The 24,529-nt window shown below is 74.0% G+C and carries 22 protein-coding genes, 1 rRNA gene and 1 pseudogene; 12 read left to right on the top strand and 12 right to left on the bottom strand.

The window, feature by feature from the left end:
* Positions 1-75 precede the first annotated feature (75 nt).
* The 4 genes from ACZ51D_RS22785 to ACZ51D_RS22770 all read right to left on the bottom strand — a co-directional run bounded on the left by ACZ51D_RS22785 (position 76) and on the right by ACZ51D_RS22770 (position 3,601).
* Positions 76-513, bottom strand: a complete 438-nt coding sequence (locus ACZ51D_RS22785; protein WP_465617836.1) for a universal stress protein — start codon at positions 511-513, stop codon at positions 76-78.
* Between the two features lie 150 nt (positions 514-663).
* Positions 664-1,710, bottom strand: coding sequence for a zinc metalloprotease (locus tag ACZ51D_RS22780; RefSeq protein WP_465663395.1), 1,047 nt, complete (start codon positions 1,708-1,710; stop codon positions 664-666).
* Positions 1,711-1,807: 97 nt separating this feature from the next.
* A complete protein-coding gene (locus ACZ51D_RS22775; RefSeq protein WP_396287852.1) occupies positions 1,808-2,515 on the bottom strand; it encodes an AAA family ATPase in 708 nt (235 codons plus the stop codon).
* Between the two features lie 159 nt (positions 2,516-2,674).
* On the bottom strand, positions 2,675-3,601 hold the full coding sequence (locus tag ACZ51D_RS22770; protein ID WP_465617831.1) for an LLM class F420-dependent oxidoreductase: 927 nt from the start codon (positions 3,599-3,601) through the stop codon (positions 2,675-2,677).
* 155 nt (positions 3,602-3,756) lie between these two features.
* Here ACZ51D_RS22770 and ACZ51D_RS22765 point away from each other — a divergent pair, with 155 nt between their 5' ends.
* A complete protein-coding gene (locus ACZ51D_RS22765) occupies positions 3,757-4,110 on the top strand; it encodes a DUF6401 family natural product biosynthesis protein (RefSeq protein WP_360493649.1) in 354 nt (117 codons plus the stop codon).
* Positions 4,111-4,292: 182 nt separating this feature from the next.
* A complete protein-coding gene (locus ACZ51D_RS22760; RefSeq protein WP_465617828.1) occupies positions 4,293-5,057 on the top strand; it encodes an alpha/beta fold hydrolase in 765 nt (254 codons plus the stop codon).
* Between the two features lie 155 nt (positions 5,058-5,212).
* Here ACZ51D_RS22760 and ACZ51D_RS22755 read toward each other — a convergent pair whose 3' ends face one another.
* Both ACZ51D_RS22755 and ACZ51D_RS22750 read right to left on the bottom strand, forming a co-directional pair.
* The gene (locus tag ACZ51D_RS22755) at positions 5,213-6,208 is read right to left on the bottom strand and encodes an ArsR/SmtB family transcription factor (protein ID WP_465617826.1); all 996 of its coding nucleotides are present in this window, start codon (positions 6,206-6,208) and stop codon (positions 5,213-5,215) included.
* A gap of 179 nt (positions 6,209-6,387) precedes the next feature.
* A complete protein-coding gene (locus ACZ51D_RS22750) occupies positions 6,388-6,978 on the bottom strand; it encodes an isochorismatase family protein (protein WP_465663394.1) in 591 nt (196 codons plus the stop codon).
* Between the two features lie 141 nt (positions 6,979-7,119).
* On the opposite strand from ACZ51D_RS22750, the gene ACZ51D_RS22745 reads away from it, so the two are divergent.
* Positions 7,120-8,292 (top strand): GlxA family transcriptional regulator, encoded by a 1,173-nt coding sequence (locus ACZ51D_RS22745; protein WP_465663393.1) that lies wholly within the window; start codon positions 7,120-7,122, stop codon positions 8,290-8,292.
* Here the strand turns inward: ACZ51D_RS22745 and ACZ51D_RS22740 are convergent.
* Entirely contained in the window at positions 8,273-9,751 is a 1,479-nt protein-coding gene (locus ACZ51D_RS22740) for a sensor histidine kinase (RefSeq protein WP_465663392.1), read from the bottom strand. The genes ACZ51D_RS22745 and ACZ51D_RS22740 overlap by 20 nt on opposite strands.
* Positions 9,748-10,467, bottom strand: a complete 720-nt coding sequence (locus ACZ51D_RS22735) for a response regulator transcription factor (protein WP_360493632.1) — start codon at positions 10,465-10,467, stop codon at positions 9,748-9,750. The genes ACZ51D_RS22740 and ACZ51D_RS22735 overlap by 4 nt, the downstream gene beginning before the upstream one ends.
* A gap of 228 nt (positions 10,468-10,695) precedes the next feature.
* Between ACZ51D_RS22735 and ACZ51D_RS22730 the strand changes: the two genes are divergently transcribed.
* The 5 genes from ACZ51D_RS22730 (at position 10,696) to ACZ51D_RS22710 (ending at position 16,116) form a co-directional block, all read left to right on the top strand.
* Entirely contained in the window at positions 10,696-12,090 is a 1,395-nt protein-coding gene (locus tag ACZ51D_RS22730) for a ferredoxin reductase family protein (protein WP_465663391.1), read from the top strand.
* 81 nt (positions 12,091-12,171) lie between these two features.
* Positions 12,172-12,672, top strand: coding sequence for an FMN-binding protein (locus ACZ51D_RS22725; RefSeq protein WP_465663390.1), 501 nt, complete (start codon positions 12,172-12,174; stop codon positions 12,670-12,672).
* Between the two features lie 7 nt (positions 12,673-12,679).
* Positions 12,680-13,456, top strand: coding sequence for an FAD:protein FMN transferase (locus tag ACZ51D_RS22720; protein WP_465663389.1), 777 nt, complete (start codon positions 12,680-12,682; stop codon positions 13,454-13,456).
* A 274-nt stretch (positions 13,457-13,730) separates the two neighbouring features.
* The gene (locus ACZ51D_RS22715; protein ID WP_465663388.1) at positions 13,731-15,389 is read left to right on the top strand and encodes a phytoene desaturase family protein; all 1,659 of its coding nucleotides are present in this window, start codon (positions 13,731-13,733) and stop codon (positions 15,387-15,389) included.
* 109 nt (positions 15,390-15,498) lie between these two features.
* Positions 15,499-16,116, top strand: a complete 618-nt coding sequence (locus tag ACZ51D_RS22710; RefSeq protein WP_465617808.1) for a TIGR03086 family metal-binding protein — start codon at positions 15,499-15,501, stop codon at positions 16,114-16,116.
* Between the two features lie 124 nt (positions 16,117-16,240).
* Here ACZ51D_RS22710 and ACZ51D_RS22705 read toward each other — a convergent pair whose 3' ends face one another.
* Positions 16,241-16,948: a hypothetical protein gene (locus ACZ51D_RS22705; RefSeq protein WP_465663387.1), complete on the bottom strand. Its 708-nt coding sequence runs from the start codon at positions 16,946-16,948 to the stop codon at positions 16,241-16,243.
* A 446-nt stretch (positions 16,949-17,394) separates the two neighbouring features.
* Here ACZ51D_RS22705 and ACZ51D_RS22700 point away from each other — a divergent pair, with 446 nt between their 5' ends.
* From ACZ51D_RS22700 to ACZ51D_RS22685, 4 genes are all read left to right on the top strand, one after another.
* The gene (locus ACZ51D_RS22700) at positions 17,395-18,297 is read left to right on the top strand and encodes a nuclease (protein ID WP_465617804.1); all 903 of its coding nucleotides are present in this window, start codon (positions 17,395-17,397) and stop codon (positions 18,295-18,297) included.
* A gap of 176 nt (positions 18,298-18,473) precedes the next feature.
* The gene (locus tag ACZ51D_RS22695) at positions 18,474-19,718 is read left to right on the top strand and encodes an MFS transporter (RefSeq protein WP_465663386.1); all 1,245 of its coding nucleotides are present in this window, start codon (positions 18,474-18,476) and stop codon (positions 19,716-19,718) included.
* 193 nt (positions 19,719-19,911) lie between these two features.
* Complete coding sequence (locus ACZ51D_RS22690) at positions 19,912-21,090, top strand: alpha-hydroxy-acid oxidizing protein (protein WP_465663385.1); 1,179 nt, start codon at positions 19,912-19,914, stop codon at positions 21,088-21,090.
* A gap of 299 nt (positions 21,091-21,389) precedes the next feature.
* Complete coding sequence (locus tag ACZ51D_RS22685; RefSeq protein ID WP_465663384.1) at positions 21,390-22,094, top strand: hypothetical protein; 705 nt, start codon at positions 21,390-21,392, stop codon at positions 22,092-22,094.
* On the opposite strand, the pseudogene ACZ51D_RS22680 reads toward ACZ51D_RS22685, so the two are convergent.
* The 3 genes and pseudogenes from ACZ51D_RS22680 to rrf all read right to left on the bottom strand — a co-directional run.
* Positions 22,062-22,501 (bottom strand): annotated as a pseudogene (locus tag ACZ51D_RS22680) (transposase). The gene ACZ51D_RS22685 and the pseudogene ACZ51D_RS22680 sit on opposite strands and share 33 nt — an antisense overlap.
* A 46-nt stretch (positions 22,502-22,547) precedes the next feature.
* Positions 22,548-24,272, bottom strand: a complete 1,725-nt coding sequence (locus ACZ51D_RS22675) for a DUF885 domain-containing protein (protein WP_465617796.1) — start codon at positions 24,270-24,272, stop codon at positions 22,548-22,550.
* Positions 24,273-24,438: 166 nt separating this feature from the next.
* A 5S ribosomal RNA gene (gene rrf / locus ACZ51D_RS22670) occupies positions 24,439-24,529 on the bottom strand; the annotation flags it as partial.

Raw genomic sequence — 24,529 nt, 5'->3', positions numbered from 1 at the left:
CGGCGGCCCGGTGGGTCGCGGTGCCCCGTCGCACTACTCCAAGCAGTCCGACTACTCCGGCTGCTCCGACGCGGGCTACTGCTCGCGGACGACGACCACCGGGCACGGCGCGTGCTCGGTGAGGTGGCGGCTGACCGAGCCGAGCAGGACGCCGGAGAACCCGCCGAGGCCGCGGCTGCCGACGACGAGCAGGGCGGCGCCCTTGGCCGCTTCGAGCAGGACCTTGGGGGCGTTGCCGGGCATCACGCTCTCGCTGATCCGCACGCCCGGGTCGTCGCCGACGACCCTGACGACGGAGTCGGAGAGGGTCTTGCCCGCGAGTTCCTCGGGGTTGAGGGTCTCGCCGGTCGGTACGCCCTGTCCACCCCAGCCGTAGAAGGCGGGGTACTCCCAGGCGGCGATCGCGTTGACGGTCCCGCCGACGGCCTTGGCGTAGTCGACCGCCCAGCGCAGCGCCTGCTCCGAGGCGGGCGAGCCGTCCACGCCGACGACGATCCGGGGATTGGCACTCATGGCCTTGCTCCTTCGGTTGCTCCTGCTTGCTGGTACAGCTGGATGGGCTCCTGATCGGTCCCGACCCTCCGGACACGGATCACGTCGGACACCTGGTCGGTCTGTGCCACGCCGCCGGCGGCGTGCCGCATGAACTTCGCTACTGCCGGATCAACTCCGGTACACAGCCCACGAGTTCGACATCCGCTGGATCTGCCCGGGAGTGAACTGGCTCATACAGGGGTCGTAGCTGTAGTCCATGTAGTTGTGGATCGGGTCCAGCCCCGGGCTGGAGCAGGTGTCGCGGCCCTCGGGGCAGCCGTAGGCGGCGCTGCGCTCGGCCGGGGTGTCGTCCACGTAGTCGCCCGAGCCCAGGCAGCCGCCCTGGAAGGTGTGGAAGAGGCCGAGCCAGTGGCCGATCTCGTGCGTGGCGGTGTTGCCCTCGTTGTAGTGGGTGGCGGAGCCGCCGGGCAGCGAGGCGTCGAGCACGACCACGCCGTCGTCGGTCGGGTTCGACCGGTACGCGTTCGGGAAGGTCGACCAGCCGAGCAGGGACTGCCCGAGCCGGGCGGTGTAGAGGTTGAGGGCGCCCTGGTCGCCCTTGCGCAGGGCCGTCTTCATCGCCTTCTCGGCGGTCGAGCCGGGCGTCATGCCGCTGTACCAGCCGGCGTTGTCGGTCCAGTCGGTGCCGGCCAGCTCGAAGTGGAACGGAGTGGGGGTGTTGCCCGCGCCCTGGCCGCCGTAGGTGGCGTTGAGGTGGTCGATCTGGGCAGCGACGGCGCCCTCGTCCAGGTTCCCGGAGTCGCCGGCGTGGACCACGTGGACGTAGACCGGGACGGTGGTCGGGGCGCCGATCGGCGCGCGGGCGGTGCCGAGCTTGGCGAGCCGGTCGTCGAGGTCGGCCTGCATCGCCCGGGCCTCGGCGGCGCTGACGGCGTTCGGGTCCTTCCCGGCCTGGCTGCCTGCCGGTTTCCGAGCGGCAGCCCCGACGGCGCCGTCGGCTGTGACCCCGGTGTTGTCTCCTGCGACCCCGGTGCCGTCGGCTGTGACCCTGGTGCTGTCGGCTGTGACCCCGGTGCTGTCGCACATGGTCGTCGGGGCGGCGGCGCGCTGCGGAACCGGTCCCGCGAACTGGCTCAGACCGGCGGCGGCGACCAGCGCGGCGGCGCAGGGGAACAGGCGGGGGGCACGCGAGCGCACCCGGGCAGTACGGCGCATCTGCGCTCCTGACGGGGGAGTTGACGGGGTCTCGGCCGCGCCCGGGCTCGCTCCGGCCGGACCCGTCGGCGCGGCACCCGGCGCGGACTCGCCGAGACTACGACGCCGTGAAGTCGATCTCCCGTAGGGCGCGCGCGGCGGCCCGGTCGAGTACCACGGCCGACGCACAGCCGGCCGGCAGCCGTCCGGCCGCGAGGATCCGCCGGCGCAGCCGGGCGACGCCGGACCGGTGCCGGGCGAAGGCGTAGCGGGAGACGCCGCGTCCGCGCCGCCGCTGCCCGTCCAGCGCCGCGGCCGGGTCGACGTCGAGCAGCAGCAGGTGCACCCGGCGGCCCTGCCGGGCGGCCGCGCGGACGAGCCAGGCCCGTACCCAGGGCAGCGTGCCGCAGTCGTGCACCGCGAGCGGTCCGCCGTCCAGTACGGCGCGGCGCAGCCGCCGGTAGTGCGCGAGCCGGGCGAGCGGGCGGTAGAGGGCGTACGGGAGGCGGCCGGGCAGTCGGGCCGCGTACTCGTCGCGGACCAGCTGGGAGTCGATCAGCGGGGCGCGGACGCAGCGGCGCATCAGGGTGCTCTTGCCGCTGCCGGGCAGGCCGGTGACGATCAGCAGGTCACCGGCGGGGTAGCGCAGGGCCGCCGGGCCCGGTCCGCGCAGCTCGTGCAGGGCGGGCGGGTCGTACGGCGGGGGCAGGACGACGTGCTCCCCGGCGGTGCGCGGCGGCGGCACGCTCGGCACCGCCGCCCGCGCCGTTCTCGTCCCGCTCACCGGATCTCCCCCCGCCGTTCCCTGCTCAGGAGCATGGCGCATTCCCAAGAGCGAGTAAAGGGCGACGGTCGGAGCGGATACGAACGGACCCTGCCGGGCCCGGGCCTGTTGCGGGACCGGGCCCGTTTCCGGCACCCACCGTCGCCGGTCGGTCCCGGTCGGGACCGACCGGCGACGACTGCTGCCGGCTGTTCCCGACCGTCAGCCGAGCTGCGGGGCGATCCGGGAGGCGATCAGCTCCAGGTGGTCGAGGTCGTCCAGGTCGAGGATCTGCAGGTAGATCCGCTCGCTGCCGACGGCCGCGAACCGGCCGATCCTCTCGACCACCTCGTCCGGGGTGCCGGCCAGGCCGTTGGCCTTCAGCTCGTCGACGTCGCGGCCGATGGCGGCGGCCCGGCGGGCCACCTCGGCGTCGTCCCGGCCGACGCAGGCGACCAGGGCGTTGGAGTAGACCAGGTCGTCGGCCGAGCGCCCGGCCTGCTCGACGGCGGCGCGGACCCGGGCGAACTGGGCGGCGGAGTCGTCCACCGAGGCGAACGGCAGGTTGAACTCGTCGGCGAAGCGGGCGGCCAGCGCCGGGGTGCGCTTGGGGCCGAGGCCGCCGACCAGCACCGGGATGCGGTCCTGGGCGGGCTTGGGCAGCGCCGGCGAGTCGGTCAGGGTGTAGTACTCGCCGGCGAAGTCGAAGGTGTCACCGAGCTTGGTGTTCCACAGCCCGGTGATGATCGCCAGTTGCTCCTCCAGCCGGCCGAACTTCTCCTTGGGGAAGGGGATGCCGTAGGCGGTGTGTTCGGCCTCGTACCAGCCGGCGCCGAGGCCGAACTCGACCCGGCCGCCGCTCATCGCGTCGACCTGGGCGACCTGGATCGCGGTGACGCCGGGCAGCCGGAAGGTGGCGGCGGTCATCAGGGTGCCGAGGCGGATGGTGCGGGTGTCGCGGGCGAGGCCGGCCAGGGTGATCCAGGCGTCGGTGGGGCCGGGCAGGCCGTCGACGTCGCCCATCTTCAGGTAGTGGTCGGAGCGGAAGAAGGCGCTGAAGGCACCGAGCTCCTCGGCGGTGCGGGCGACCTTCAGGAGGGTGTCGTAGCTCGCGCCCTGCTGGGGTTCGGTGAAGATGCGAAGATCCATGCGGACCATTCTGGTACCCACCCCCCCGGTCGTGAGCGCAGGGAACCGGCCAGACCACGGAACGTACCGGGCTCCCGGGGACGGGTGGCCAAGGTCTCAGCACGGAACCGTCACGGCCCTCCGTTCCCGCCCCCGGTCTCGCCTACCGTGGACGGATGTTCGCGACCCCCGACGAATCCTTCCGACGCTCCCCCGACGAGCCGGCCGGCTGCCCGCTGCCCGGCATCGTGGCGGCCTTCACGCCTCGGCTGGCCGAGTTCGCGTTCGAGCCCGGCTTCGTCGCGGCGGTCGACCAGCACGCGGCGATGCTGCGCGAGCTGCTGTACGCGCAGGGGCCGGAGCTCGCGCCCCGACCCCTGGACCGTGCGGAAGTGTCGGACTACGCGCTGGGTTTCCTGGACGCGCTCGCCGAGATCGGCTGGCGGGAGCCGGTCGGCTACGACTACGCCGTACTCCGGCTCACCGCGATCTGCTGGCTGGCGCGCGAGCAGCGCCTGCTGGAGGCCTGAGACCTACCTCCGCTGCCTCCTCACCGGGTCCCGTCCTCGTCCCCTGGTCCCGCCCCCGTCGGGGCCGCGCGCGCCCGGTGTCCGGGGTGGTTCGCTCGGGTGAACGGTCCGGCGGTCCGCACGCGTACAGTGGCGGTCCGGGGAACAGGCGGCGCGGGCGGGACGGACGGGACGGTGCGGCAGTGAGCGGTACGGCGGCGGACAGCGCGGTGGGGCACCGGGCGCTGCACTGGCGGACCCGCCCGGAACGGGCCCGGGCCGCCGTCCTGGTGCTGCACGGCGGCGAGGAGCACAACCTCGCCCGGCCCGGTCGCCTCAACCTCCCCCTGCTGCGGATGCACGGCTTCCTGCGCGCGCTGACCAAGGCGACCGCGGACGCCGAGGTGGCCGTCGGCACCGTCCGCTACCGCCACCGCGGTTGGAACGGCGAGCGCGCCGACGCCGCCCGGGACACGCTCGCCGCACTCGACGAACTGGCCGCGCTGCTGGGCCCGGTGCCCACCGTCCTGATCGGCCACTCGATGGGCGGACGGGCCGCGCTGCAGGCCGGCGGGCACCCGTCCGTCACCGGCCTGGTCGCCCTCGCCCCGTGGTGCCCGGCCGAGGACCCCTGCGAACAGCTGGCCGACCGGGACGTCCTGATGCTGCACGGCGACCGCGACACCGTCACCGCGCCCGCCGACACCCGCGCCTTCGCCGCCCGCAGCCGTGCCGCCGGCGCCCGCGTCTGCGGCTACACCGTCACCGGCAGCGGCCACGCCATGCTCCAGCGCGTCCCCGACTGGCACCGCGCCACCACCCGCCTCACCACCGCCCTCCTCGGCCTGCACCCCCTCCCCGCCGAAGCCGCCTCCGCCCTCGCCCTCCCAGCCGCCTCCCCCGAGGCACTCACCCTCCCCCTCCCCCGCCAGCCCCGCCGCACCCCGGCCCTCCCGGCCAACCCCTGAGCCGAGGCCGCCGCGCGGTGGCCACCGACCTCACCTGCCGAAACGCTCTCCCTCCCCGGCTCCCCGCACCTCACCGGGCGCCCGTCCGGGCCCCTGGCCGGAAACCACCGCCGGACGGGCGGCGGACGGTCAGCGGACGGCCAGCGGGGGCGGCGTCAGGCGAGGTCAGGCCCGGCGACCGGGGAGGGGAGGCGGCCGGCCAGGAGGGCCTCGCCGAGCGGGGTCGGCCGGTGGGTCACGGTGCGGCCGGTACGGTCCTTGACGGTGAGGCCGGAGTCGGCGAGTACGGTCGCGTGCTCGCTGGCGGAGGCGGTGGAGACGTCCAGGTGCGCCGCCAACTCCTTGGTGGAGCACGGGCCGTGGGTGGCGATGGCCTCCAGGGCGGCGGCCCGGGTCTGGCCGAGCAGGGCGGTCAGGGTGCGGCTGGCGGTCGGTTCGGACTCGGCACGCAAGGGTCCACCGATCCGGGCCGGGTAGAGGAGCACGGGCTGCTGCTCCGGGTCTTCGAAGCGGGCGATGACGGGGCGGCGGGGGCCGAACACGCAGGGCTGGAGCAGCAGTCCGCGGCCGTCCAGCCGCACATCGTGCCGGCACCGGTTCGCCAGCGGGAAGCTGAGCACCGGGCGGCGCCAGGACACCGCCGGGTGCAGCGAGCCGAGCACCTGATCCGGCTCGGTGATCCGGCGGCGCCGCCCGTGTTCGGTGGTGACGATGGTCTCGATCTGCCGCCGGTACGGGTCGATCGCCCGGGTCTGGTAGTCGGCGGTGACGTTGCCGAGCAGCTTCCTGGCCCGGCGGTCGCCCGCCGCCACGCCCCGCGCGAAGGCGCTCAACTGCCGCTCGCCGCCGACCGAGCGCAGGTGGTCGCGCAGCGGCGCCTCGGGCGCTTCGGCGGTGGCGCTCTCGGTGGCGCCCGGGTCTCGCCGCACGGCGAGGAACTCCGGGATCGCCGAGGGGGTGTAGAGGTCGAAGAGCAGCGCGGTCCGCGGGTTCCAGGACGCCCGCAGATGGTCGCGCCAGCCCTGGAAGCGCGGGTCGCGCAGCCCGCTCACCAGGGCGTGCACGCTGAGGGACAGCTCCATCGACATGTCCGGACGCTCCGCGACCCGGACCCGCGCCAGGTCGTCCGCACCGAAGAAGATTCGCAGCACGACCGCGATCGTCACCCCGGGAGCGGCCCCGACGCAAGACCGTTCGGCGAGAACCGAATCGTTTGCCTGCCGCCCGTTCGCCCGGCCAGGCTCGGGCTCCCGAGTCTCCCCTTCGAACGGGGTGTTCGGTCTCCGAACGGAGTGTCCGGGTGGCCCGGACACCCCCGCCCATTCTCGCCTCAGCCCAGGTCGGCCGGGGACTCCACCACGACCCCGTACAGGTCCCCGATCGTCGCCAGCGCGCCGCGGTGGACCTGGGCGGCGGTCAGCTCGGTGCCGCCCGACGGCAGCGGCCGGGTCGCGCTGGCGGCGGCCACCACGGTCGGTCGGTTGCCGCGCAGGAAGGCACTGGCCGTGGTGAAGGTGACGCACATGTGGGTCATGAATCCGGCGACGACGACGTCCTGGTGGCCGGCCGCGTCGATCAGTTCGCCCAGGTCGGTGCCGACGAAGGCGTCCGGGACCTGCTTGACCACCACGCGCTCGCCGTCGACGGGCGCCACGCTCGGGTGGATCTGCCCGATCTCGGCCCGGATGTCGTACGGGGTGCCCTCGCCGCCGTCGTTGATCACGTGGATGACGGTGGCGCCGGCCGCCCGGGCCCGGGCGAGCAGGTCGGCGGCGGCGGTCAGCGCCTCCTGCCAGCCCTCCAGCTCCATCACGCCGCGTACGTAGGTGTTCTGGTAGTCGATCAGGATCACGGTCGCATCGCCGAGCGAGGCCGGCTTCTCGTCGAGTCCGCTGAGGGTGCGCAGGGTCGTCGTGGGCACAGCGGTGCCGCCTTTCGGGTTCGGAAGTCGGGGATTCGGCAGGTCACGCTCGGTGCGGTCTGCCGTTGAAAACGCTACGGGCGACGCTCGCATGTCGGCAATGCCATCTAACATGCAGATTCCGACATCGAGGGGGCGCCCATGGCAACCGAGACCGACAACGAAGCCGCGACCGGCACCGACCCCGACGCCGGCACCGGCACCGGCACCGTCCGAAGGCTGATCGTCATCGTCCTGTTCGAGGGCGTGGACCTGCTCGACGTGACCGGCCCGCCCGAGGTGTTCTCGCTGGTCCGGCGGGAGACCGACGACGCGACCGGCTACCGGGTCGTCCTCGCCGCCGAGACCATGGCTCCGGTCACCACCGCGGCTGGCGTGCGGATCCTGCCCGACCTCACCTTCGACCAGGCCGCCGAGGGCGGCATCGACACCCTGCTGGTGCCCGGTGCGGTCGAGGTGGACGAGCGGCGCCGGGTCCGCGCGCTCACCGACCCCGCGGTGGTCGGGCGGGTCCGCGCGCTGGCCGCCCGCTCGCGCCGGGTGGCCAGCGTCTGCGTCGGCGCGCACCTGCTCGCCGCCGCCGGGCTGCTGGACGGCCGGCGGGCCACCACGCACTGGTCCACGGCCGGCCAACTCGCCGCCGAGTACCCGGAGATCGAGGTCGACGCCGACCCGATCTTCATCCGCGAGGGCGAGGTCTGGACGGGCGCCGGCATCAGCGCCTGCCTGGATCTCTCGCTCGCCCTGGTCGCCGAGGACTTCGGCGAGGAACTGGCACTGCGGGTCGCCCGCCAGCTGGTGATGTACCTCAAACGCCCCAGCGGCCAGAGCCAGTTCAGCGTCCCGCTGGAGCCGGTGTCGACCACCCGGCGGATCGAGGAGCTGCGCCACCACATCCTGCGCAACCTCTCCGGGCGGCTCACCGTCCCGGACCTCGCCGCCCACGCCCACGTCAGCGAACGGCAGTTGACCCGGATCTTCAAGACCGAGCTGGGCACCACCCCGAGCGCGTACATCGAGTCGGCCCGGGTCGAACTCGCCCGCCACCAGCTGGAATCGGGCGACGCCACGCTCGAACGCCTCGCCACCGCCTGCGGGTTCGGCACCGTCGACACCCTGGTGCGGGCCTTCCGCCGTCGCCTCGGCACCACGCCGACCGACTACCGGCAGCGCTTCCGCACCGGCACCGGCACCGTCGCCGTCGCCAGTCCGGCCGCCACATCGGCCCCCACCTCAGCCATCGCTACGGCGACCGGTACGACCACTACGACCGGTACGACCGGTACGACCGCTGTCACGGCAACCGGACGGTGAACACCGTACGGCCCGGCCGGCTGGCCGCGGCCACCGTGCCGCCGTGCGCCTGGACGACGGCCCGGACGATCGCCAGCCCGAGGCCGGTCGAGCCGGTGGCCCGGGAGCGGGCGCGGTCGCCCCGGACGAAGCGCTCGAAGACGCGGTCGAGCAACTCCGGCGCGATCCCCGGGCCGTCGTCCGCGACGCTCAACTCGACCTGGCTGCCCGCCTGGTGGAGACCCAGCTCGACCCCGGTGCCCGGCGGGGTGTGGGACCGGGCGTTGGCCAGCAGGTTGGCCACCACCTGGCTCAGCCGGTGCTCGTCGCCGCGGACCAGGACCGGCTCCTCGGGGAGGGCGAGGCGCCAGCGGTGGTCCGGGCCCGCGGCGCGGGCGTCGGCCACGGCGTTGAGGGCGATCCGGGTCAGGTCCACCTCCTCCTCCGCCAGCGGGCGCCCGGCGTCCAGGCGGGCGAGCAGCAGCAGGTCCTCGACGATCGCCCCCATCCGCACCGCCTCGGCGTCGATCCGCTCCAGCGAGTGCCGGACGGGTGCCGGCACGGCCCCGGGGTGGCGCAGCGCCAGTTCGGCGTGGCCGCGCACGGCCGCGACCGGGGTGCGCAGCTCGTGGCTGGCGTCGGCGGCGAAGGCCCGCAGCCGCTCCTCGACGGCGTGGCGGCGGGCCAGCGCGTCGCCGACGTGGCCGAGCATCCGGTTGAGCGCCGCGCCGACCCGGCCGACCTCGGTGCGCGGGTCGTCGTCCGGCACGCGTTCGGCCAGCAGGACCTCGCCGCTGGCAAGCGGCATCTCGCTGACCCGTTCGGCCATGCCCACCACCCGCCGCAGCGGGCGCAGCGACCAGCCGACCCAGAAGGCCCCGGCCGTACCGGCGGCCGCAACGGCGATCGCGAAGACCGTCAGTTCCAGGGTCTCCAGCCGCCGGACGGTGTCCTCGGCCGAGCGCAGCGGCAGGCCACTGACCAGCACGTCGCCGTCCCGCCCGGCGACCGCGCGGACCCGGTAGTGGCCCTGCGCCCCGCCGAGGTCGAGGGTGCGGGCCGCGCCGCCGACCGGCAGGGCGGCGAGCGCCCGCTGCTGGGCGGGGGTGAAGGTGATCCGGTCGTCCTCGTCGCCGGGGCCGTCCGCGTCGTCGGCGTCGCCGTCGACCACGCCCGCCCCGGTGACCCGGCCGCCGAGCAGCCGTACCCCGAGCGTGCCCGGGGTCTGCGCCCGGGTGTCGGGGCCGGCGCCCTGACCGGCGTGCTCCAGGCTCGCGGCGTAGCGTCCGCCGGACTCGGCGAGCTGCTGGTCGAGGCGGTCGACGAGGAAGTGGCGCAGCGCGGCGGCGGTGGCGAAGCCGACGGCGGCGCAGGTGACGACGAGCAGCACCAGCAGGCCGGCGATCAGGCGGGCGCGCAGGGTGCGGGGCGTGCGAGGGGTGCGAGGGGTGCGGCGATCCCGCGCACCGCCCGGCCTCATGCCGCGGCCTTGATCAGGTATCCCGCGCCCCGCACGGTGTGGATCATCGGGCTGCGGCCCGCGTCGACCTTCTTCCGCAGGTAGCTGATGTACAGCTCGACGATGTGCGCCTGCCCGCCGAAGTCGTACGACCAGACCGCGTCCAGGATCTGCGCCTTGCTGAGCACCTGCCGGGGGTGGCGCATCAGATGGGCGAGCAGCGCGTACTCGGTCGGGCTGAGCTCGACGGCCTCGCCGCCGCGGGTCACCTCGCGGGCCCGGTCGTCGAGGACGAGGTCGCCGAGGACCAGCGCGTGCGCGGGCGGCCGGTACGGGGTGGTGGCGGGCGGGGCGGCCCGGCGCAGCAGTCCGCGCAACCGGACGACCACCTCGGCCAGGCTGAACGGCTTGGTCACGTAGTCGTCGCCGCCCGCCGCGATGCCCGCGATCCGCTCCTCGACCGCGTCCCGGGCGGTGAGGAACAGCACCCGCACCTCGGGCTGCTCGGCGTGGACCCGGCGCAGCACCTCCAGGCCGTCGAGGTCGGGCAGCATCACGTCGAGCACCACGGCGTGCGGCCGCCAGGCCGCGGCGGTCTCCACGGCGGCCAGGCCGGTGGTCGCGCCGCGCGCCTGCCAGCCCTCGTAGCGGACGGCGCCGCAGACCACCTCGACCAGGTCCGGTTCGTCGTCGACGACCAGGACGCGCCACTCCGGGCGGTCGGCGGTGTCGTCCATGGTGCTCCCTCGGGCTCGTGCTGGGCGGCGTTCATTCTGTACCGCCGCGATGAGAAACCCCTGAGACCCCGCGCAATCGTTCGTACACCAGCACAACTGCCATGACCTGGGCTGATGCCGATGCGCGAGGGCGCGGGGAGCGGGACCGTTCAGAGGCGGCTCAGAGCTTGCGGTGCGATCGTGGTCGGCCTCGGCGGCACTCGCCGCCGGGCGCTGAGGAGGTACCCGATGACCACTGCCGCCGCACCGAAGTCGCGGCCCGGTCCCCGGCGGCACGGGCCGCGACCGACACCCGCCGGCCGGGGGCACCGGGCCTCGCCTCGTCCGTCCTTCGCCCTGGCCCCGGCCGTCGCGCTCGGCCTGATCTCCGCCGGCGCGCTCGGCGTGCTCGCGCTGTGGTGGGCGAGCACCCCGGCGGTCGTCGGCGCGGCCGGCTGGCTGACCGGCGCCGGGCGGATCACCGGGCTGCTGGCGGGGTACGCCGCGCCGTTGCTGCTCCTGCTGATGGCCCGGCTGCCGCCGGTGGAGCGCGGGGTCGGCGCGGACCGGCTGGCGCGCTGGCACGCGTTCGGCGGGCGCTGGCTGGTGGCCGCCGTGTCGGTGCACGTCCTGACGGTCGTCTGGGGCTACGCGCTGACCGACGGGCGCGGACCGGTCGGCGAGGGCGTGGAGATCGTCTTCCACTACCCCGAGATGATCAAGGCCACGCTGGGCACCCTGCTGCTGCTCGGCACCGGCGCGGTCTCCGCCCGGGCCGCGCGCCGCCGCCTGTCGTACGAGACCTGGTACTACCTGCACCTGGCCACGTACCTGGCGGTGGCACTCGCCTTCTCCCACCAGCTGGCCACCGGCGCCGACCTGGGCGGCGGCCCCGGTCAGGCCGCCTGGTACGCGCTCTACTTCGGCACGGCGGCACTGATCGGCTGGTACCGGCTGGCCCGGCCGTGGCTGCTCGACCGGCGGCACCGTCTGCAGGTCGCGGAGATACGGCCGGAGGGCCCCGGCGTGGTGTCGCTGTTCCTGACCGGGCAGCGGCTGGACGACCTCGGCGCCGAGCCCGGCCAGTTCTTCCGCCTCCAGTTCCAGGCGCCCGGCCTGCGCTGGGCCGCCAACCCCTACTCGCTGTCCGCACCGCCGCACCCGCGCTTCCTGCGCTTCACGGTCAAGGACCTCGGCGGGCACAGCGCCGCGGTCGCCGGCCTGCGCCCCGGCACCAAGGTGCGCGCCGAGGGCCCGTACGGCGCGTTCACCGGGCGGCGGCTGCGGCAGCGCCGGGTGCTGCTGCTCGGGGCGGGCGTCGGAATCACCCCGCTGCGCGCCCTGTTCGAGACGCTGCCGGGCGAGTTGACGCTGGTCCAGCGGGCCCGGCGGCCGGAGGACGTCCTGTTCCGGGCGGAGCTGGCCGAGGTCGCCCGGCAGCGCGGCGCGGTGGTGCACGAGCTGGTCGGCCCGCGCGAACAGGTCGGCGACCTCGGCGCCGCGCTCGCCCGACTCGTTCCCGACCTCGCCGAGCACGAGGTCTACCTGTGCGGGCCGCAGGCGCTGACCGACGAGGCCGTCCACGCGCTGCGGGCGGCCGGGGTGCGGCCGCGACGCGTCCACCACGAGAGCTTTTCCCTCTGAGCCCGGCCGGGTCCCACCCAGTCGCACCCAGTCCCGCCGAGTCCGCCGAGCCTTCCCGACTTCCGAGGAGCGTCGAAATCCATGCGCCGAGCCGTCGTCACCAGCGCAGCCACCGCCGCCGGGGTGGTGCTGCTGCTCTCCCTCAAACCGCACGAGGCGAGCGGACCGCCCCCGGTGATCGGCTCGGGGACGGGAGCCGGTTCCGTCTCGGGCACTGGTTCCGCCTCCGGTGCCGGTGCCGGTTCCGATGTGTCGGAGCCGTCGAACGCCGCCGGCCCGTCCGCGTCCGCGGCCCCCACCGGTGCCACCCGGAAGGTCAGCGGCGACACCGTCAACACCCGGTACGGCCCAGTGCAGGTCCAAGTCACCCTCTCCGGCAGCCGGATCACCGCCGTCGACGTGGTCAAGTACCCCAACGCCGAACGGCGCGACCGCGAGATCAACACCTCCGCCCTGCCCATGCTCAACCAGGAGGCGATCTCCGCGCAGAACGCCGGGATCGACGTCGTCAGCGGCGCGACGTACACCAGCGACGGCTACATCCGCTCATTGCAGAGCGCCCTCGACCGGGCCAAGGGCTGAGGCAGCCGTGCTCCGCCACGCCGAGCCCGTGATGGGCACCGTGTTCTCGATCACCGTCCGTGACTCGGGCCCGGAGACCGCCGCCGCGCTGGGTCGGATCGTCGAGCGGCTGCACCGGATCGACGCGGTGTTCTCCACCTACCGGCCGGACAGCGACATCAGCCGCCTCGACCGCGGCGAACTGGCCCTGGCCGCCTGCGGTCCGGACGTCCCCGCCGTCCTCGCCGCCTGCCGCCAGGTGGCCGCGGAGACCGACGGCTGGTTCACCGAGCGGCCCGGCGGCCGGCTCGACCCCAGCGGCTGGGTCAAGGGATGGGCGGTCGAGGAGGCGGCCGCGCTGCTGCGCTCCTCCGGCGCCCGGCAGTACTGCGTCAGCGGCGGCGGCGACGTGCAGACCGGCGGCGGGCCCTGGCGGATCGGCATCGCCGACCCCCGACAGCCGGCCCTGATCGCCGCCGTACTGGCCGGCCGGGGCCTCGCCGTGGCCACCTCCGGCACCGCCGAACGCGGCGCGCACATCATCGACCCACACACCGGCCGCCCGGCCACCGGCCTGGCCTCCCTCACCCTGGTCGGCGCCCCGGGCACCGGCATCGCCCGTACCGACGCCTGGACCACCGCCGCCTTCGCCATGGGCCCGGACCGCGCCCTCGCCTGGGCCGCCCGCCGCCCCGGCATCGAGGCGCTCGCCATCCTGCCGGACGGCACCAAGCGCTGGACCCCGGGCCTGCCCGGCCACCTCCCGGCGAGCGGCCCAGCAGACTGGCAGTCCGCCGTCGGCTGACGGCGGCGACATGCGGGGGCCTCATGAGGCAGCGCCATGACGTGAGCTCATGAGGTGACGCCATGAGGCAAGCTCATGAGGTGACGCCATGAACCGAACTCATGAGGCAGCGCCATGAGGCGAGCTCATGAGGCAGCGCCATGAGAGCCACCGCCGCGTCCTCGCCTACCTCCGCACCCGCGCGGAGCACCCCGCCCGCTGACCCGCGAAGGCAGCCTGCACAGGGAGTTGCACGGCTGTTCCGCGCTCCCCCGATGTGGCGTAGCGTGGCCGGATGAACACGAAGGCGTCCTCGCGGTACGACGTCGTGATCGTCGGCGGCGGGCACAACGGGCTGGTGGCCGCGGCGTATCTGGCGCGGGCCGGGCAGCGGGTGCTGGTGCTGGAGCGGCTGGCCCGGGTGGGTGGGGCGGCGGTGTCCGCGTCGGCGTTCCCGGGGGTGGACGCGCGGCTGTCGCGCTACTCGTACCTGGTGAGCCTGCTGCCGCGCAAGGTGGTGCGGGACCTCGGGCTGCGGCTGGAGCTGCGGCGCCGCCGGATCGCCTCGTACACGCCCACCGAGCGGGACGGGAAGCCGACCGGCCTGCTGGTGGACGCGGGCGACCCCGGCCGGACCCGGGAGTCGTTCCGGGCGCTGACCGGCGGCGACCGGGAGTGGCGGGCCTGGCAGCGTTTCTACGCGATGACCGGGCAGGTCGCCGAGCGGGTGTTCCCGACGCTCACCGAGCCGCTGCCCTCCCGCGCGGAGCTGCGCCGACGGGTCGCGGACGAGCCCGCCTGGCGGTCCCTGTTCGAGGAGCCGCTCGGCGCGGCGATCGAGCGGAGCTTCGCGGACGACCTGGTGCGCGGGGTGGTCCTGACGGACGCGTTGATCGGCACCTTCACCCACGCCCACGACCCGTCGCTCCGGCAGAACCGGTGCTTCCTGTACCACGTGATCGGCAACGGGACGGGCGACTGGGACGTGCCGGTCGGCGGGATGGGCGCGGTGACGGGCGCGCTGGCCGAGGCGGCGCTGGCGGCCGGCGCCGAGATCCGGACCGGCCACGAGGTCACCGCAGTCGCCGCCGCTCGCTACGGCGACAGTGACGGCCCCGGCCACCACCACGGCCACGGCGACGCCGAGGTGTCGTACCGCGACCTGGCCCGGGACGACGAGGGGACGGTGGTGGCGCGCCGGGTGCTGGTGAACACCGCGCCGGCGGTCCTGGCCCGGCTGCTGGGCGACGACCCGGGGCCCGCACCGGAGGGCGCCCAGCTGAAGGTCAACATGGTGCTGCACCGGCTGCCGCGCCTGCGGGACACCGCCGCGGACCCGCGCGAGGCCTTCGCGGGGACCTTCCACATCGCCGAGGGCTACCGGCAGTTGGCGGCCGCGTACGCGGAGGCACAGGCCGGCCGGATCCCCTCGGCGCCGCCGTCCGAGATCTACTGCCACACCCTCACCGACCCGTCGATCCTGGGCCCGGAGGCCGTCCGGCAGGGGCTCCAGACGCTGACCCTCTTCGGTCTGCACATGCCCGCCCGGTTGTTCGGCGACCCGGCGGCCAAGGACCGCGCGCTGGCCGGGAGCCTGGCGCAGCTGGACGCGGTGCTGGCCGAGCCGATCGCCGACTGCCTGGCCACGGACGCCGACGGTCGGCCGTGTGTGGAGGCCAGGACTCCGCCGGAGCTGGAGCGGGAGATCGGTCTGCCGGGCGGCCACATCTTCCACCGCGACCTGTCCTTCCCTTTCGCGGACGGGTCCTTCCCGTTCGGGGACGAGGACGGCGCCGGGGACGCGGGTGGCAGTGCCGCTGCCCGCTGGGGCGTGGCGACGGACCGCCCGAACGTCCTGCTGTGCGGCGCGGGAGCCGTACGCGGCGGCGGCGTCAGCGGCATCCCGGGGCACAACGCGGCGCAGGCCGTCCTGGAGGACCTGGCTCACGGCTGACAGGGAGTCGTCGGGCGAGCACCGACGGCGGCCGGTCCCCTCAGACCTGGCAAGTCGCTCCCGGTGGCGGAATACTGAGAGTGAGCAGGGCAGAAAGGGAGGCCCTCCAATGGAATGTCCGCACCCATCCGGGTTCCATGTCGAGGTCCGTGAACGCTACGTCGCCGCGGTGGCGGAGGTGACCCGCCTGGTGCGGGCCGTTCCGGAGGACGGCTGGACGGCGCCCACGCCGTGCCGGGACTGGGATGTCCACACACTCATGAACCACCTTGCCGCACAGCACCTTTGGGTGTGCCAGGCGGTGGCCGGCTACACCCCGGAGGCGATCGGCCACCGGTTCGGGGGCGACGTGCTGGGCCGCAACCCCGCCGGGGTATGGGCGATGGCCGCCGACACGGCGGTGCGCGCGCTCCACCAGCCGGGCGCGCCCGACCTGCTGGTGCACCTGCCGTACGGGGTGCGTGACGCCGGCGGCTACGCCCGTGAGCTGACCGCCGAGACCGTCGTGCACGGCTGGGACTTGGCGCGGGCGCTGGGCGAGAACGGCCGGATACCGCCGGACTCCGCCCGGTACGCGCTGGAGGAGTTCCAGGGCTACCACGACCTGACCGGCACCGGCCTGTTCGACCCGCCGCTCGCCAGCGCACCGGGCGCCGACACCCAGGACCGGCTGCTGGCCCTCACCGGCCGCGACCCGAACTGGTCCTACGACAGCACGATGCACTGACTGGCCGTCAGGAGAATTTCCCCTGCAGATGGTTGATCCCCGCGCCCGGATCCGGACGCGGGGACGGAGCGGCCCGTCGAGCCGTTGAGTCGTCGAGCCGTTCAACCGTTCAGCCGTCGGACCGTCAGGCGCGGGCGAGCACCCAGGCGCCGAGGCCGTTGCAGCCGCCGGCCGAGTAGGTGGTGGCACGGAAGCCGGGCGGGACGGGCGAACCGGGGCAGGTCCACAGGCCGACCCGGGCGATGTTGTGGTACCAGGATCCGGCGCCGTCGCAGCCGCCCTGCTGGTGGCCGGTGATGACGTAACCGGCGACCACCGGGGAGCCTGAGCAGGTCCAGATCCCGTCATGCGGGAGGCCGTGCTGCCAGGAGCCGATGCCGCCGCAGCCTGCCCGCAGGTGGTTGGTGATGACGTACCCGGGCACGACCGGCGAGCCGGAGCAGGTCCATATGCCGTCCTTGACGAGGTTGTGGCGCCACGAGCCGATGCCACGGCAGCCGGACGTCAGGTGGTCGGTGATCACGTAGCCGGCCACCACCGGGGAGCCTGAGCAGGTCCAGATGCCGTCCTTGACCGGCTGCTGGTACCAGGAGCCGAAGCCGCCGCAGCCCGCGCCGTCGTGGTCCGTGATGACGTTCCCGGCGTCGACGGGCTGCCCGGAGCAGGCCCAACGGCCCGCGGGCCACGCGGGCTTGGCCTCCGCCGAGGACATGCCGGAGACCGTGCCGCCCAGGACGGCGGCCGCGACCAGGGCGAACGCCGCCGCAGCGGCTCCGATCCCCCTGCCGACGACCGCGGCCGCCGCGCGCTTCCACAGCTGACGGACATTCATTGTCGAACCACTCCAGTCGGATCGGGGGCAAGGGGAGCGTCCCGCCCGCCGGGGTGCCCGGCGGCGGAACGAGAGTCACCCTACGGGGAGGCGGAGTGAGAGTTCGGTGGAGGTTCCAAGAAATCCACTCCGGGGATCACCTTGTCCGAAAGCCGTCACGACCGCCGACCCCCGCAGCCCCCAACGGCCCCCAACGGCCGACCCGCGCAACCCGGCGCCCGATCCTCACCGCCCGATCCTCGCCGCCCGCTTCTCACTGCGCGTGACCACCTCCCCCCGGGGTGACATCGCGGCCGGACGGGCGCATGGTGGAAGGAAGGACGATGCGGACGACTGCCACCGGATCCGCCGCCCGAGGCCCCCGCCAGGCCCGAACACTTCGCATGCGGACAGAGCGTCGGCCCGGTGCCCCGGCGGTGGCGTCCTGTCAGATCCGGGAGGCAGACATGTCCATGGTGCTCATCACCGGCTCGTACCAGGTCCTCCACGACCGACCCGACGGCGACACCGTCCACTTCCTTCCGCAGGACCCGGGCTTCTGGTGCGACGTCCCCGGCCGCAACCGGGTCAAGCGCGACGAACACGGCGGCGCCTCACTGCGACTGGACGCGATCGACGCCCTCGAGACCCACTACCAGGGCGTCGGACCGGACTTCGCGCACCAGCCGCTCGGGCTCGGCGCGCACGCCGCCCGCGACGAACTGCTGAAGTGGCTGGGCTTCACCGACATCGTGCAGGACAACGAGGAGAAGGTCACGGCCTCGACGCCGGCGGCCGTCCCCGGCTACATCCTCACCGGCGGCGCCGACGTCTTCAACCGCTGCGTGGCGCTGGTCGGACGCGGCGCCCCGCCGAGCGTCGGCGACCCCCCGAAGCCTGCGAGGAGCGGCTTCCGGCTGGACGTCACCCCCGACATGCTGCACGACACCGTCAACCACCACCTGCTCTCGCTCGGGCTGGTCTACCCCACCTTCTACCAGAACCTCCCCGACAACCTGCGGGCCGACCTGACCGCCACCGCGCAGCAGGCCCGCACGGCCAAGGCCCCCGACAGCGTCTGGCTGCACGACGTGACCACCTCCGGCGTGAAGGTCGAGAACCTCGAATCGATCACCGAGGACCTCGTGATGCTGCCGAAGCTGTTCCGCCGCCTCGTCGACTACGTCCGGCTCTTCGGCTCCGACCTGGGCTGCCTGCCCGCCTTCCTGGCCGGCGGCGCCGACGAGTTCACCCTCCCCGACCACCCCAAGCCACCCCTCGTCGGCCTGCAGCACGTGGTCGAGATCAGCAACACCAGCACGGTGCGGATGACCCGACCCATCGAGGACCTGCTGTTCATCGAGAAGTAGCCGAGAAGCAGCCGGCCCGGCCGACCCGCCGTCAGCCCGTCAGCCCGCCGGCCACCGGCCGCCGGCCCGTCAGCGCATCAGCCCGGACGTTGAGGTCGGATTCACGCCAGCCCGACCCCCTGCCCGCTTGGTGGACTTCGTGACACGAACCACCACTCACGGACAGGACCCCCGGCATGGCCGACACCGCCCTCCACCCGTCCCCGCGCACCCCGGACCCCGCCGGCAGCCGACCGAACTCCCGGGCGCGGGACGGTGGTTGGCTCGCCGTCCTCGCCGTCACCACGGGCGTGTTCGCCATCGTCACCACCGAGATCCTGCCGATCGGCCTGCTGAGCCCGATCGGGGCCACCTTCCGGATCTCCGACGGCACGGCCGGGCTGATGATGACGCTGCCGGGCATCGTGGCCGCGGTCGCCGCGCCCGTGGTGACCGTCGCGACCAGGCGCGCCGACCGGCGGACCATGCTCTGCGCCCTGCTGCTGCTCCTGGCCCTGGCGGACCTCCTCAACGCGCTCGCCCCCGCCTACTGGGCCGTGTTGACCGCCCGGGTCACCCTCGGCCTGGTGATCGGGGCCTTCTGGTCGATCGGCTCGGGGCTCGCCCCGCGCCTCGTCCCGGAACACCGGCAGGCCCGGGCCAACACCGTGGTCTTCTCCGCCGTTCCGCTCGGCTCGGTCCTCGGCGTACCGGCGGGCGTGTTCCTCGGCTCCCTCGCCGGCTGGCGCACCGCCTTCCTCGCGATGGCCGCGCTGACCCTGCTGACCCTGGCCGCCCTCGTGGCCTCGCTGCCGCCGCTCCCGCCGGTGACCACCACCGGCCTCGGCGTGCTGCGCGGGCTGCTGGCCGGGCGGGGCACCCGCACCGGCCTCGCGGTGACCTTCCTGATCGTCCTGGCCCACTTCGCCAGCTACACCTACGTCACCCCGTTCCTCACGGCCACCACCCACGCCGGACCCGGCCTGGTCACCGGCCTCCTACTCGCGTACGGCGCCGCGGGACTGCTCGGCAACGTCCTCGCCGGCGGCCGCGCCGCGCGGGCGCTGCGCCCGGTGTTCGCCGCGGCCGCCGTGCTGCTCGCCTCCTCGACCCTGCTGCTGCCCGTGCTGGGCACCGGCGGCCCGGGCGCCGCCGTCCTGCTGACCCTCTGGGGCGTGGCCTACGGCGCCGTCCCGGTCTGCTCCCTGACCTGGTTCCTCGCCGCGGCCCCGCACGCCCCGGAAGCGGCCGGCGTGGTGTTCACCTCGGGGTTCCAGGCCACCCTCTCGCTCGGCGCCCTGACCGGCGGCCTCGTGGTGGACCACTCCTCCCCCGCCACCGTCATGGTGCTCGGTGGCGCCGTCGCCCTCCTCGCCGCCGCCACCGTGTGGGGGTACGGCGCCCGGATCCGGCCCGCTTCGATGCCCGTGCCGCACCGCTGACACCGCCACCGGCCGGCCGCCCCCTGGTCAGGGCCGCGGTCCGTGGCGAGAATGCCGGAGCGCCATCCGTCCCTCCCGACCGAGAGCGCGGACGGGCGGGCGGACGGGCGGACGGGCGGCCCACCGACCGGAACTGTCCGGGGCGGAAGACGGCACGTGACGGCGAGTGACGGCGAGAGGGACGGTGACCGGCATGGACCCCGAGTTCGGCACACGGTTCGGCGACTACCAGAACGAGATCTACCTCAACGGGCTTGCCGGCGTGCTGCCGACGATGCCGATGACCTTCACCGAACTGGAGGCGCGGGCGCGTTCGGCGCTGGCGCCGTCCGTCATCTCCTACGTCGCGGGCGGCGCGGGCGACGAATCCACCCAGCGGGCGAACGTCGCCGCCTTCGACCGGTGGGGCCTGGTCCCGCGGATGATGGTCGGCGCGAGCCGGCGGGACCTGTCCGTGGACCTGTTCGGGATGCGTCTGCCCTCGCCACTGTTCATGGCGCCCGTCGGGGTGATCGGCCTGTGCGCGCAGGACGGCCACGGCGACCTCGCCACCGCCCGGGCCGCCGCCCGCACCGGGGTGCCGATGGTCGCCTCCACCCTGACGGTCGATCCGCTGGAGCGGGTGGCCGCCGAGTTCGGCGACACCCCCGGGTTCTTCCAGCTCTACACCCCCACCGACCGGGCGCTCGCCGAGAGCCTGGTCCACCGGGCGGAGGCCGCCGGCTACCGGGGCATCGTCGTCACCCTGGACACCTGGACCACCGGCTGGCGCCCGCGCGACCTGGCCACGGGCAACTTCCCGCAGCTGCGCGGCCACTGCCTGGCCAACTACACCTCCGACCCGGTCTTCCGCGCCCGCCTCGCCAAGGCGCCCGAGGAGGATATGCAGGCCGCCGTCCTGGAGTGGATCGGCGTCTTCGGCAACCCGCTGACCTGGGCGGACCTGCCCTGGCTGCGGTCACTCACCGACCTGCCGATCCTCCTCAAGGGCATCTGCCACCCCGAGGACGTCCGCCGCGCCAAGGACGGCGGCGTGGACGGCGTCTACTGCTCCAACCACGGCGGCCGCCAGGCCAACGGCGGCCTGGCCGCGCTCGACGCGCTGCCAGGCGTGGTCGAGGCCGCCGACGGCCTGCCGGTCCTTTTCGACTCCGGCATCCGCTCCGGAGCCGACGTCGTCAAAGCCCTCGCGCTCGGCGCCACGGCCGTCGGCGTGGGCCGCCCGTACGCCTACGGCCTGGCCCTGGAGGGCACCGACGGCATCGTGCACGTGCTGCGCGCCCTGCTGGCCGAGGCCGACCTGATCACGGCCGTCGACGGCTACCCCACGCTCGCCGACCTGCGCGCCGAGGGCGCGCTGCGCCGGATCTGACACCTCGGCGGAACAGGCCCCGGCGGGGGCGGGCGGTTTCTCTGCGCCCTCCCCACCGGAACCCGCCCGGCCCGCCGAAGCCCGCTAGGCCACGTCTCTCCGATCATCTGACTTGTTGTCCCTGCGCGACTCGACAGGATCTTCGTGCCCGTCAGATCGCTGCAACCAGATGTGGTGTGGGTGGTAACCCTGTCCCACTGGGCGAGCTCCGGCAGAATCTGGATGCCGCACCGGCTGCCCGACTGGTAGCGTCGGGATCTTCACCGGTCCGCCGGATGGAGTACCCGGGCAGGATCCCCATGACCGACCCACACCGTCGACTCAGGAACGCACTCGACGCACTGGACGTCGCCTTCACGCCCCTCGCATCGGATGCAATCTCCTTTGGCGGCTGCACCCACTGCTACGCCGACAGCGACCTCGCGGCCCTCGAAGGGCCCGTCGACCAGGTGCCGGATGACCTGATCTCCTCCATCGCGGCCAAGTCGGCCGGCCACTGGGATGACTTCCCCGCGCTGTATCGCCGAATGACGCCCCGGATCGTACGGCTCCTGGCAACCGACCAGCTCCACGTCGATCACGGGCTGATCGCCTCCCGGCTGGTCGCCGCAGGTTGGCACGACTGGCCCGTCCCTCAGCGGGACGCACTGGAGCAGGTCTGGCACGCCTGGTGGCGCTCGACTCTGCACGAACACCCCAGCCCCGCGTACATCATGGGGGTGTTGGAGACCATCGCCGTCAGCACCCGCACCCTGGCACCATGGCTGACGATCTGGGCCGACACCCGGACGGAAGCGGCAGACCGGCACCTGGACGACGCCCTCGACGACTGGCTCTTCGAGACGCGACTCACCAACCTGCGGCTGGGCTTCTACGACGAGCTGGATGCCACTGCCGAACTGGTGCCCTGGCTGCTCTCCCTGGGCGCTGCCCGGATCGGGGCCGCCCGGTTCTTCGAGGTGGAACGGATTTCACTCGGCCAGGCCATGCCCCACCATTCGTGAGCGGAGCCAGATGATGATGGCCGCGAAGGTCACAGTGCCGAGAAAAACGTGGCCGCACTTGTCCTAGCGGGTGGCCACGGCCCGGAAACCCTTGAGCCTGTTGATCGCTCGCTCGACGACGTTGCGCTTCTTGTACCGCTCCTTGTCGAAGCCGGGAGGCCGACCGCCGCGGGAGCCACGTGTCACGCGGTTGGCCGCCTGGTCCGCCTTCTCCGCTTGTGGACGGTCTTCCACGGGCCGAACCGCTCCGGCAGGTCGCACCACTGCACGCCCGTCCGAACTCGGTGCAGGACACCGTTGATCACCTGCCGATGGTCCCGCCACCTGCCGCAACGTCCATTGCTCACGGGCAGGAGGGGCTCCGGCCTGGCCCATTCCGCGTCCGTCAGATCGCCGCGACCAGTCACACCAAGCTAACGATCCGATGATCGGAGAGACATGGCCCAAGGCCCGCTAAGGCGCACTGTCGGCAGCCAGATCGTCGAGGCCGAGCGACCCCCGGGAGAGCACGCGCGTGTGCCAGGCCCGGAGGTCGAAGCCGGGGCCCAGACGGCGCCGGGCCGCCTCCCGGCTCCGCAACCAGGCCCGCTCGCCCAGCTTGTAGCCGATCGCCTGGCCGGGCCAGCCGAGGTAGCGGTCGATCTCGCTGGTGCGGCGCCGGATGTCGCTGCCGTGGTGGGCGGCCATGAAGTCGGTGGCGAGCTCCGCGGTCCAGCGTTCGCCGTCGTGGCCACTCCAATCGCCGGTGGCGGAGCCGGCGGGGACGGTCAGCTCCAGGTGCATGCCGATGTCGACGATCACCCGGATGATCCGCAGCATCTGCTTGTCCAGGTAGCCGAGGCGCCGAGCGGGATCGGTCAGGAAGCCCAACTCGTCCATCAGGCGCTCGGCGTACAGCGCCCAGCCCTCCTTGTCGGCGCTGACCGCGCCGAGGGTGATCTGGTAGCTGCTGAGACGGTCGGCGGAGGCCGTCCACCGGGCCGTCTGCAGGTGGTGCCCGGGAACGCCCTCGTGGTACCAGGTGCTGACGAGCTGCCAGGTCGGGAAGGAGCGCCGACCGAGGGCGGGCAGATAGGTGCGGCCCGGACGGCTGAAATCGAGGCTGGGCCCGTTGTAGTACGGCGCGCCCGAGCTTCCCGGCGGCGCGATCCAGGTCTCCACCCGGCGCAGCGGGCCCGCGATGTCGAAGTGGGTGCCGTCGAGGGCGTCGATCGCCTCGTCAGTGATCTGCTGGAGCCAGGCGCGGATGTTCTCCTCGCCCTCGATCGCGTGACCGTCCCGGTTGAGGTGGTCCATGGTGGCCCGGACGCCCGCCCCGGGCAGCACGCGCTCGGCCTCGGCCCGCATCTCGGCGACCGTCCGGTGGAACTCCTCCCACGCCCAGGCGTACGCCTCGGCCGGGTCGACCTCGGCGCCGTTCGCCCAGCGGGCGGAGCGCAGGTAGCGCTCCCGGCCGACGGCGTCCGGAGTGCCGTCGGCGGCGGGCAGGTAGGTGTCGCGCAGCCAGTCACGGAAGCCCGCCACCGCGGCGGTCGCACGGACGGCGGCCGCGTCCAGTTCGGGCCGCAGCCGGGCGGGTCCACCCGCCACGAACCCGGTGAACCAGCCGGCGCCGCCCCCGTCCTCACCGGTCCAGGCCGCCAGTTGGGAAAGGACTGCGCGGGCCTGCCGCGGCGCACACAGCAGCCCGCGGGCAATGCCCTCGGCCAGGGTCGCCCGGTAGCCGTCCAGCGCGCCGGGCACGTTGCGCAGCCGCCCGGCGATCGCCGCCCAGCTCGCGTCGGTGTCGGTCGGCATCATGGTGAAGACACCGCGCACCTTGTGCAGCGGCGAGTTGACGTTGCGCAGCTGCCGGAAGTGGTCCCCGGCCTCGTGCACGGCGAGCTCGGCGGTCAGCCGCTCCCGCAGCAGACGGGCGCAGTCCCGTTCGGCGGTGTCCTCGGGAGTGGCCCCGGCGGTGTCCTCGGGGATGCCGGTGGTCCGTTCGGCGGCGTCGAGCGCGGCCAGTGTCCGCCGGGCCGGGTCGGCGAGCGCTTCGAAGCCCTCCGGCGACAGGTCCGGCAACCGGTCGTCCTCCGGGTGCAGCCCGAGTCTGGTCGAGGTCGCCGGGTCGAGCGCGGCGATCTGCGCGACGTGGTCGTCGGCGATCCGGCGGAAGGTCCTCGTCATCTCGGGCATGCGCCCATGCTGGCGCACCGGCCGGGGCGCTGTCACCGGCGCAGAACGCCCCCGCGCCGGCCCGGGGCCCTACGACCGGAAAGGCCGCCCGGAAATCGCCCGGGTACCGTCCGGAAATGCGAAGAACCCCCATCCGGGATCCGGATGGGGGTTCTTCTGAAAGATTGTTCGGCGGCGTCCTACTCTCCCACAGGGTCCCCCCTGCAGTACCATCGGCGCTGTAAGGCTTAGCTTCCGGGTTCGGAATGTAACCGGGC

The sequence above is a fragment of the Kitasatospora sp. NPDC033851 genome (assembly GCF_055576085.1).
The sequence above is the reverse complement of the archived record's forward strand: the minus strand, read 5'-3'. Positions and strand labels throughout refer to the sequence as shown.